The 7,753-nt window shown below is 70.9% G+C and carries 8 protein-coding genes and 1 other RNA gene; 3 read left to right on the forward strand and 6 right to left on the reverse strand.

Annotation, left to right across the window (positions count from 1 at the left end):
* The 4 genes from ICN82_RS20470 to ICN82_RS20485 form a co-directional block, all read right to left on the reverse strand.
* A partial coding sequence (locus ICN82_RS20470; protein WP_226898645.1) for a hypothetical protein occupies positions 1-336 on the reverse strand: 336 nt, incomplete at its 3' end.
* A gap of 1 nt (position 337) precedes the next feature.
* Complete coding sequence (gene gatA / locus ICN82_RS20475) at positions 338-1,822, reverse strand: Asp-tRNA(Asn)/Glu-tRNA(Gln) amidotransferase subunit GatA (RefSeq protein WP_193187008.1); 1,485 nt, start codon at positions 1,820-1,822, stop codon at positions 338-340.
* Positions 1,822-2,109 carry an Asp-tRNA(Asn)/Glu-tRNA(Gln) amidotransferase subunit GatC gene (gene gatC, locus ICN82_RS20480; RefSeq protein ID WP_193187011.1) on the reverse strand — a complete coding sequence of 96 codons (288 nt, stop codon included), beginning with the start codon at positions 2,107-2,109 and terminating at the stop codon, positions 1,822-1,824. Before gatC ends, gatA begins: the two co-directional genes overlap by 1 nt.
* A gap of 37 nt (positions 2,110-2,146) precedes the next feature.
* Positions 2,147-2,803: a ceramidase domain-containing protein gene (locus tag ICN82_RS20485; protein WP_193187014.1), complete on the reverse strand. Its 657-nt coding sequence runs from the start codon at positions 2,801-2,803 to the stop codon at positions 2,147-2,149.
* 51 nt (positions 2,804-2,854) lie between these two features.
* Here ICN82_RS20485 and ICN82_RS20490 point away from each other — a divergent pair, with 51 nt between their 5' ends.
* The gene (locus tag ICN82_RS20490) at positions 2,855-3,547 is read left to right on the forward strand and encodes a metal-dependent hydrolase (protein WP_193187017.1); all 693 of its coding nucleotides are present in this window, start codon (positions 2,855-2,857) and stop codon (positions 3,545-3,547) included.
* A 46-nt stretch (positions 3,548-3,593) separates the two neighbouring features.
* Here the strand turns inward: ICN82_RS20490 and ICN82_RS20495 are convergent, their stop codons facing one another.
* Complete coding sequence (locus ICN82_RS20495) at positions 3,594-4,559, reverse strand: Gfo/Idh/MocA family protein (protein WP_193187022.1); 966 nt, start codon at positions 4,557-4,559, stop codon at positions 3,594-3,596.
* Between the two features lie 237 nt (positions 4,560-4,796).
* Positions 4,797-4,893, reverse strand: an RNA gene (gene ffs / locus ICN82_RS20500) — signal recognition particle sRNA small type.
* A gap of 168 nt (positions 4,894-5,061) precedes the next feature.
* Between ffs and ICN82_RS20505 the strand changes: the two genes are divergently transcribed.
* Together ICN82_RS20505 and ICN82_RS20510 are read left to right on the forward strand one after the other, a co-directional pair.
* Positions 5,062-6,465 (forward strand): DUF1800 domain-containing protein, encoded by a 1,404-nt coding sequence (locus tag ICN82_RS20505; protein WP_193187025.1) that lies wholly within the window; start codon positions 5,062-5,064, stop codon positions 6,463-6,465.
* A 10-nt stretch (positions 6,466-6,475) separates the two neighbouring features.
* Positions 6,476-7,669 carry a DUF1501 domain-containing protein gene (locus tag ICN82_RS20510; protein WP_330999042.1) on the forward strand — a complete coding sequence of 398 codons (1,194 nt, stop codon included), beginning with the start codon at positions 6,476-6,478 and terminating at the stop codon, positions 7,667-7,669.
* Positions 7,670-7,753: the final 84 nt, after the last annotated feature.

Below are 7,753 nucleotides of genomic sequence, written 5' to 3' on the forward strand. Positions count from 1 at the left end.
CATCTCAAGCGCGGTGCTCCCCGCGGGAGCCTGCGGCACGAGGCCGGTGCTGCCCTCGGGCACCGAGGGCTGCAGCACGGCGGCCGGCGCGGCGGAGGCGGTCATCGGATGGGTGCCCGCCGAGACCGGGCGCAGCGCCTCCGTCCCGGTGGCGCCCGCACTGCCGGTAGAGCCGGCCCGGGCCACGGGCAGCACCGGCGCCGTGCCCTCGGGGGCGGCGGGAACCAGCGCGGCATCGGCGACGCCCGCAGGTGTCAGCGCGGTGGTGCCGCCCTGCCAGGCAGAGCAGCCGGCGAGGCCCAGCCCCGCGAGAACCAGAGCCAGACCTGCCTTCATGTCACCACCATTTTCCGGGCTTGGCCGCGAAACCCGCGGCGGTTTCCAGCACCTGCGCCTGGTTCAGCAGCGCGCCCTCTTCCCAGGGCCTGCCGATCAGCTGCAGCCCCATCGGCAGCCCCTCGCCGCTCAGCCCCACCGGCACCGCGATGCCCGGCAGCCCGGCAAGGTTCAGCGTCACGGTGAAGACGTCGTTGAGATACATCTCCACCGGATCGGCGTTCTTCATCCCGCCCAGCGCGAAGGCCGGGGTCGGGGTGGCGGGCGCCAGGATCGCGTCGATGCCCGCCGCGAAGGCCTGTTCGAAATCGCGCTTGATCAGCGTGCGCACCTTGCGCGCCTGGTTGTAATAGGCGTCGTAGAACCCCGCCGACAGCACGTAGGTGCCCACCATGATGCGGCGGCGCACTTCCGGGCCGAAGCCTTCGGCGCGGGTCTTCTCGTACATCTCGGTGATGCCGTCGCCCTGCGCCAGCGTCGCGCGATGGCCGTAGCGCACCCCGTCATAGCGCGCCAGGTTCGACGAGGCCTCGGCGGGCGCGATCACGTAATAGGCCGGCAGCGCGTATTTCGTGTGCGGCAGCGAGATGTCGACGATCTCGGCCCCGGCATCGCGCAGCATCGCCGCGCCCTCGTCCCACAGCTTCGCCAGGTCGTCGCGCATCCCCTCGACGCGGTATTCGCGCGGGATGCCGATCTTCTGGCCGCGGATGTCGCCGGTCAGCATCGCCTCGAAATCCGGCACCGCCAGGTCGGCCGAGGTGGAATCCTTCGGATCGTGCCCGGCCATCGCGCCCAGCATGATCGCCGCGTCGCGCACCGTCTTGGTCATCGGCCCGGCCTGGTCCAGAGACGAGGCATAGGCGACGATCCCCCAGCGCGAACAGCGCCCGTAGGTGGGCTTCAGCCCGGTCGTGCCGGTGAAGGCCGCAGGCTGCCGGATCGATCCGCCGGTATCCGTCCCGGTCGCCGCCAGGCACAGATCGGCCGCCACCGCCGCCGCCGAGCCGCCCGAGGACCCGCCCGGCGTCAGCGCCTTGCCGTCCGTCCCCTTCCAGGGATTGACCGCCGCGCCATAGACCGAGGTCTCGTTGGAGCTGCCCATGGCGAATTCGTCCATGTTCAGCTTGCCCAGCATGACCGAACCCGCCTCCCACAGCTTCGCAGTCACGGTGGATTCGTATTCCGGCGCGAAGCCTTCGAGGATGCGGCTGGCCGCCTGGCCCGGCACGCCCCTGGTGCAGAACAGGTCCTTCACCCCCAGCGGGATGCCGCACATCGCGGGCGCATCGCCCGCCTTCAGGCGGTCATCGGCCGCGGCGGCCTGCGCGCGGGCGATCTCGGGCGTGTGATGCACGAAGGCATTCAGCGCCCCCGCCTCCGCGATGGAGGAGAGGCAGGCCTCGGTCAGCTCGACCGCCGTCACCTCGCCCTTGCGCAGCGCGTCGCGCGCCCCCGCGATCGTCAGTTTCGCCAGCTCGCCCATCACTCGACCACCTTCGGCACCGCAAAGAACCCCTCGCGCGCATCCGGCGCATTCGACAGGATCCGTTCCTGCATCCCGCCATCCGTCACGCCGTCGGTGCGGCGCTTCAGCCGCATCGGCGTGACCGAGACCATCGGCTCCACCCCGTCCACGTCGACCTCGCCCAGCTGCTCGATGAAGCCCAGGATATTGTTGAACTCCGCCGCCAGATGCGGCAGCTCTTCGGGCTCCACCTTGATGCGGGCCAGCTTGGCCACCTTGGCCGCGGTGCCTTCGTCGATCGACATGCAGGTCTCCGTTCTCAGATCGGCCCTTGCAATAGACTCATGCCGGGCGTCCCGCAACCATGTGGCGGCGATAGACCTCGATCATCCAGCCCAGCATCGCCGCATTGAGCAGGTGCCAGGCGAAATGCGTGCCGATGGGCCAGGCGCTGCACAGGCTCTCATCGAGGCTGCGCGCCACCAGCGACAGGCACAGCAGCCCCGCCCCGATCCCCAGCCCCCGCGCCGTGGCGGGCGCCCGCCGCGACAGGGCCAGCGCATGGACCGCGATCAGGACAGGCACCGGCCAGTAGACCGCCGAGACCGCGAAACCGGGCAGCGCCTCGAAGACCGGCACCGTCAGCATCGCATAGGGGATGACCATCGCCGTCGCCGCCTTCGAGGCCCTGACCGGCAGGCGCCAGAAATTGCGGTGCGCGGTGTACAGGTAGGCCAGCACGAAACAGCCGATGGGGATCACGTCGGCCAGCCCCGCCCAGGCCGTGGCCAGGGTGTGGAACAGGAAGGAGCCGATGCCGATCGCCGCCAGCAGCAGGCACAGAAGCGGCGCCTGCATCAGCCCCTGCCCGCGGCAGCGGCGCCACATGATCCAGGCGGCCAGCACGAAGGCCAGGTTGGTCGCGGCATTGACCGGCTCGGCCCAGAAGGACGCATCCAGCCTTTCGCAATAGCCGTCGATCTGCCGGGTCCATTCCATTTTCCGCGCTCCGCACTAGGGTCTGCCCGGCAACCAACCTAGGAGGGTTCCATGAAATTCACATGGCTCGGACATTCCGGCTTCCGCATCGAGATCGGCGACCAGGTGCTGCTGCTCGATCCCTGGATCACCGGCAACCCGGTCTTCCCCCAGGACCGCCGCGCCGAGGCGATCGCGGGGGCCACGCATATCCTGCTGACCCACGGACATTTCGACCATGCCAATGACGTGGTGTCCATCGCGCGCGAGCTGGACATCCCCGTGGTCGGCATCTTCGACCTGGTCGACCCGATGGCCGAACGCGAGGGCATCGCCTCGGTGGGCTTCAACAAGGGCGGCACCGTCCCGCTGGGCTCGGTCGGGGTGACCATGGTCAATGCCGTGCATTCCTCCACCCTGCCCTCCGCCGACGGGCCCCGCCCGGCCGGCAGTGAGGCGGGGTTCGTGCTCGATGACGGCACGCGCCGGGTCTATGTCTCGGGCGATACCGACGTGACCATGGACATGGAGCTGGTCGAGGCGCTGCACGCCCCCGAGATCGGCATCCTCGCCTGCGGCGGGCATTTCACCATGGACATGGCCCGCGCCGCCTATGCGGCGAAGCGGTTCTTCAATTTCCGCACGGTGATCCCCTGCCATTACAAGACCTTCCCGCTCCTGGCGCAGTCGGCCCAGGTGCTGAAGGACGGGCTGCCGGGCGTCGATGTGATCGAGCCCGAGGTGATGGGCACGATCGACCTCTGACACCGTCCCGGGCCGGGCTCCGACCCGGCCCCTCCCCGATCCCGGCTCAGAAGGGCCGGTCGGCGGCGAAGACCGCGTCCATCGCCGCCTGCGTCCCCTTCGAGAATTCCAGCGGGCAGGCATAGGGCGTGCCCTCGCGCGCCGCCAGGTTGAACGCCGCGGCCTGCAATTCGTAATGCGCCTCCACCGGGAACCGCTCCACCATGGTGGTCATTCCCCGCGACAGCTGCAGCTGCGATTCGCCGAAGACCCGCGCATTGAAGGGCACGGTGACGCGCAGCACGCCCTTCGTGCCATGGAAGGTCATTTCCTGGCGCGGCGACAGGCGGATCGAGGTGAAGACGCTGTAATCCGCCCCGCCCAGCCGGGCATTGATCCGCGCATAGGTGTCCACCCCGTTCTCCCAGCGCAGCCGGGCCTCGATCTCCTCGGGTTCGCAGCCGGTGGCAAAGCGCGCCGCGCCCAGCACGTAGACCCCGATATCGCGCAAGCCGCCGCCGCCCGTGGCGGCCTGGTTGCGGATATTGGCCAGGTCGGGATTGTCGAAGCTGAACGCCCCGTCGATGCGCCACAATTCCCCCAGCGCGCCGTCGGCGATCAGCGCGCGCACGCGCTGCCATTGCGGATGATGCACGATCATGAAGGCCTCCGCCGCCAGCACGCCCGCGCTGTCGCGCGCCGCGATCAGCCGGTCGAACTCCTCCGCGCGCAGCGTCATCGGCTTCTCGCACAGCACGTGCTTGCCCGCCGCCATCGCCTTCAGCGACCATTCGACATGCAGGCTGTTGGGCAGCGGCACATAGACGGCATCGATCCCGGGATCGGCCAGCAGCGCGTCATAGCTGTCATGGACCCGCAGCCCCGGCGCGAAGGCCCGGAACGGCGCGGCCTTGCCCCCGTCGGAGGTCGCCAGCGCGGCCAGCTGGCCGCCCGCCGCCAACGCGATGGCCGGCCCCATATGTTCGCGCGCGAATTTCGACGCGCCCAGGATTCCCCAGCGAAAATCGGTCATGTGCTCCTCCATCTGCACCCGGCCCTGCCCGGCGGCACGGCCCCCGCCGACGGGACGCGGGAGGAGCCTGTCCTCCCCCGCCCCGGGCGGCCATGCCGCTTCGGCCGGCTCGCCCGAGGTAGATCACGCCGCGCCGCGCGCCGCCATGGACCGAATGGCCGCGCATCCCGCGCCGCCGCAAGCGGGCGCCGCGCCCGGATATCGGACCACCGGCGGAGACCATGAAGGAGGGGATAAGGTGAGAGGCTGGACAACGACCCAAGCGGGGCTCGTTACGGCTGCTTCCTTCCGGACCTGACCGGGTTGGCGAGGCGCCTGCCCGCGCCAACCTCTCGGGGGGTGATCTACGCGGTCCCGCGGCGGGTTTCAACCCCCCGGTTTCCCGGACCCGGCCCGGGCCCCCGGCCATGGCCCGCCCCGCGATCCGACCGGCGACATGCCGCCGAGTTCACATCCAAGTCATCCCGCGGCGGGGAAAAACGCGCTAGATTCCCGGTAGTCCATGAAGATTGCCGGAGAGTCGCCGACCGTGTTCCAGCCCGCCCTTGCCGCCATCCGCTTCGGCACCGGCCGAAGCCCGCTGCATCCCGACCCGGAGGCGCCTGCGGCGATGCTGGCCGCCCTGGCCGCGCCGGATGCGGCGGCGGGCGCCTTCCCGGTGTCTCCGGTGGAGGACGTGCTGCACTGGGTCGAGCCCATGCGCGAGCTGCAGCGTGCCGGGCGGGGGGCCGATGCGCAGCGGCTGGAGCTGCTGCGCGAGATCCGCAAGGCGGAACGCCCCTACGAGGCGGCGAATCTGGCGGCCGTGCTGGCGCGCGGCATCGGGGCCGGGGACGGGTTCCGCGACCGGCTGACCCTGTTCTGGGCGGATCACTTCGCCACTGCGGGGCGCGGCCCCTTCCTGCGCAACCGCGTCGACAGCTATGTCGATGCCGCCATCCGACCGCATGTGGCGGGCCGGTTCGAAGACCTGCTGAAGGCGGCGGTTCTTCATCCGGTGATGCTGAAATACCTGGACCAGACCAGTTCCATCGGCCCGGAGTCGCGCGTCGCGCAGAAGGGCGGGCGCGGCGGGCTGAACGAGAATCTGGGCCGCGAGGTGCTGGAACTGCACACGCTGGGCGTCGGGGGCAGCTACGGCCAGCAGGACGTGCGCCAGATGGCCGAGCTTCTGGCCGGGGTCACCATGACGGACGAGCTGGAAACCGTGTTCCGCCAGGCCCGCGCGGAACCCGGGGCGGAACATGTCCTGGGGTTTTCCAGCAATGCCCGGCGCGACCGGATGTGGGACGTGGAGCAGGCCCTGACCTACCTTGCGCGCCACCCCGACACGGCCGCGCATCTGAGCCGCAAGCTGGCGGTGCATTTCCTCTCCGACGCCCCCCCGGACGACCTGGTGACGGCGATGACGACGCGCTATCGCGAGACCGGCGGCGATCTCGCGCAGGTCTATGCCGCGATGCTCGACCATCCCGCATCCTGGGATCCGACGCTGCACAAGATCCGCCGCCCGGTCGATTTCGTCATGGCAAGCCTGCGCGGGCTGGGCGCGGATCCCCGGGCGCTGGTGACGATGGCGGAAGAGACCCCGCAGCGGATCTACGGCCGGTTCATGCAGCCGATGCGGTTCATGGGACAGGACTGGAACGAACCGGAGGCCCCCAATGGCTGGCCCGAGGAAGCGGCGGCCTGGGTCTCGGCCACCGCCCTGTCGGAGCGGCTGAAATGGGCGCTGCGCGTCACCGAGCTCCCCGGCGTGCCGCAGGATGCGGACCCCGTCCGGCTGGCCGAGGCCGGGCTCGGAGCGCTGCTGCCCGAGGAAGTCCGCTTTGCCGCGGGCGCGGCCGAGACCCGGCGCGAGGGGATCGCGCTGGTGCTGGTCTCGCCCGCCTTCCAGAGACGCTAGGACAAGGACCATGGCGATGACGATGACCGATCCCCTCCGCCGCGCGGGCCTTGACCGCCGCGCCTTCCTGCGGGGCTTCACCGGCTGCTGCCTCGCGGCGAGCCCGCTGCTGACGCCGATGACGCTGGCCTCGGCCCCCTCGGAAAACCGGCTTGTGGTGATCGTGCTGCGCGGGGCGATGGACGGGCTCGACGTGCTGCGCCCGGTGGGCGACCCGGCCTATGCCGCGCTGCGCCCGGGCCTGGCATCCGGCGCGGAGGCGCTGCCGCTGGACGGGTTCTACGCGCTGCATCCCGGCCTGACGGATCTGCTGCCGCTGTGGCAGGCCGGGCAGCTGGGCTTCGCCCATGCCGTGTCCACCCCCTATCGCGACAAGCGCAGCCATTTCGAGGGCCAGGACATCCTGGAGGCGGGGCTTCCCGCGATGACCGGCCAGGGGGCGCGCGACTCGGGCTGGCTGAACCGGCTGGCGGGGCTGATGCCCGGCGCGACGGCACGCACCACGTTCGATATCGGCCGCGAACCCGACCTGATCCTGCGCGGCCCCGCCCCCGCCAGCACCTGGTATCCCCAGCCCCAGCCCGGCCTCAGCAGCCAGGCGCGGCGGCTGGCGGACATGGTCTTCCACGAGGATCCGCTGTTCCGCGACCAGGCGGCGGCGATGTTCGACCTAGCCGAGGAAGAGGCCGGCGGCACCGATCGAAGCCAGCCCCAGCATCTCCAGGTCGCGGATTACCTTGCCGCGCAGCTGGCCGCGGAAACGCGGCTGGCGGCCTTCTCGATCACCGGCTGGGACACGCATGGCGGCCAGAAGGTGGCGCTGAAACGGCCGCTGAAGGAATTGTCGGAGACCATCCTGCGGCTGCGGCAGCAGCTGGGGCCGGTCTGGGACCGCACGGCGATCCTCGCCCTGACGGAATTCGGCCGCACCGCCCGGGAAAACGGATCCGGCGGCACCGATCACGGAACGGGCGGCGCGATGCTGATGGCCGGGGGCGCGGTGCGCGGCGGCCGGGTCTTCGCCGACTGGCCGGGCCTGGAGGAGGCCTCGCTCTATGACCGGCGCGACCTGCAGCCCACCCGCGATGTCCGCGCCCTGGCGGCAGGGGCGATCCGCACGCTCTACGGCACCGCGGCGGGCGACCTGGAAGCCAGGGTGTTCCCCGGCCTCGACATGGCCGGCACCCCGCAGATCGTGCTGTGACCCGCCTCAGCCCGGCGCGGCCCCGGCCGCCCGCATCTGCGCGGCCAGCCGCGCGACCAGCTCCGCCGCCGGAACCGCCGGGCC

Origin of the sequence: Mangrovicoccus algicola (genome assembly GCF_014903745.1) — a bacterium.
GTDB lineage: Bacteria > Pseudomonadota > Alphaproteobacteria > Rhodobacterales > Rhodobacteraceae > Mangrovicoccus > Mangrovicoccus algicola.

What these genes read in the sequence shown, in the direction of transcription:
- gatA (WP_193187008.1), bottom strand. Translation starts at nt 1,822, where the DNA reads ATGGGCGAGCTGGCGAAACTGACGATCGCGGGGGCGCGCGACGCGCTG.
- ICN82_RS20505 (WP_193187025.1), top strand. Translation starts at nt 5,062, where the DNA reads ATGAAGATTGCCGGAGAGTCGCCGACCGTGTTCCAGCCCGCCCTTGCC.
- ICN82_RS20490 (WP_193187017.1), top strand. Translation starts at nt 2,855, where the DNA reads ATGAAATTCACATGGCTCGGACATTCCGGCTTCCGCATCGAGATCGGC.
- ICN82_RS20485 (WP_193187014.1), bottom strand. Translation starts at nt 2,803, where the DNA reads ATGGAATGGACCCGGCAGATCGACGGCTATTGCGAAAGGCTGGATGCG.
- ICN82_RS20510 (WP_330999042.1), top strand. Translation starts at nt 6,476, where the DNA reads ATGGCGATGACGATGACCGATCCCCTCCGCCGCGCGGGCCTTGACCGC.
- ICN82_RS20495 (WP_193187022.1), bottom strand. Translation starts at nt 4,559, where the DNA reads ATGACCGATTTTCGCTGGGGAATCCTGGGCGCGTCGAAATTCGCGCGC.
- gatC (WP_193187011.1), bottom strand. Translation starts at nt 2,109, where the DNA reads ATGTCGATCGACGAAGGCACCGCGGCCAAGGTGGCCAAGCTGGCCCGC.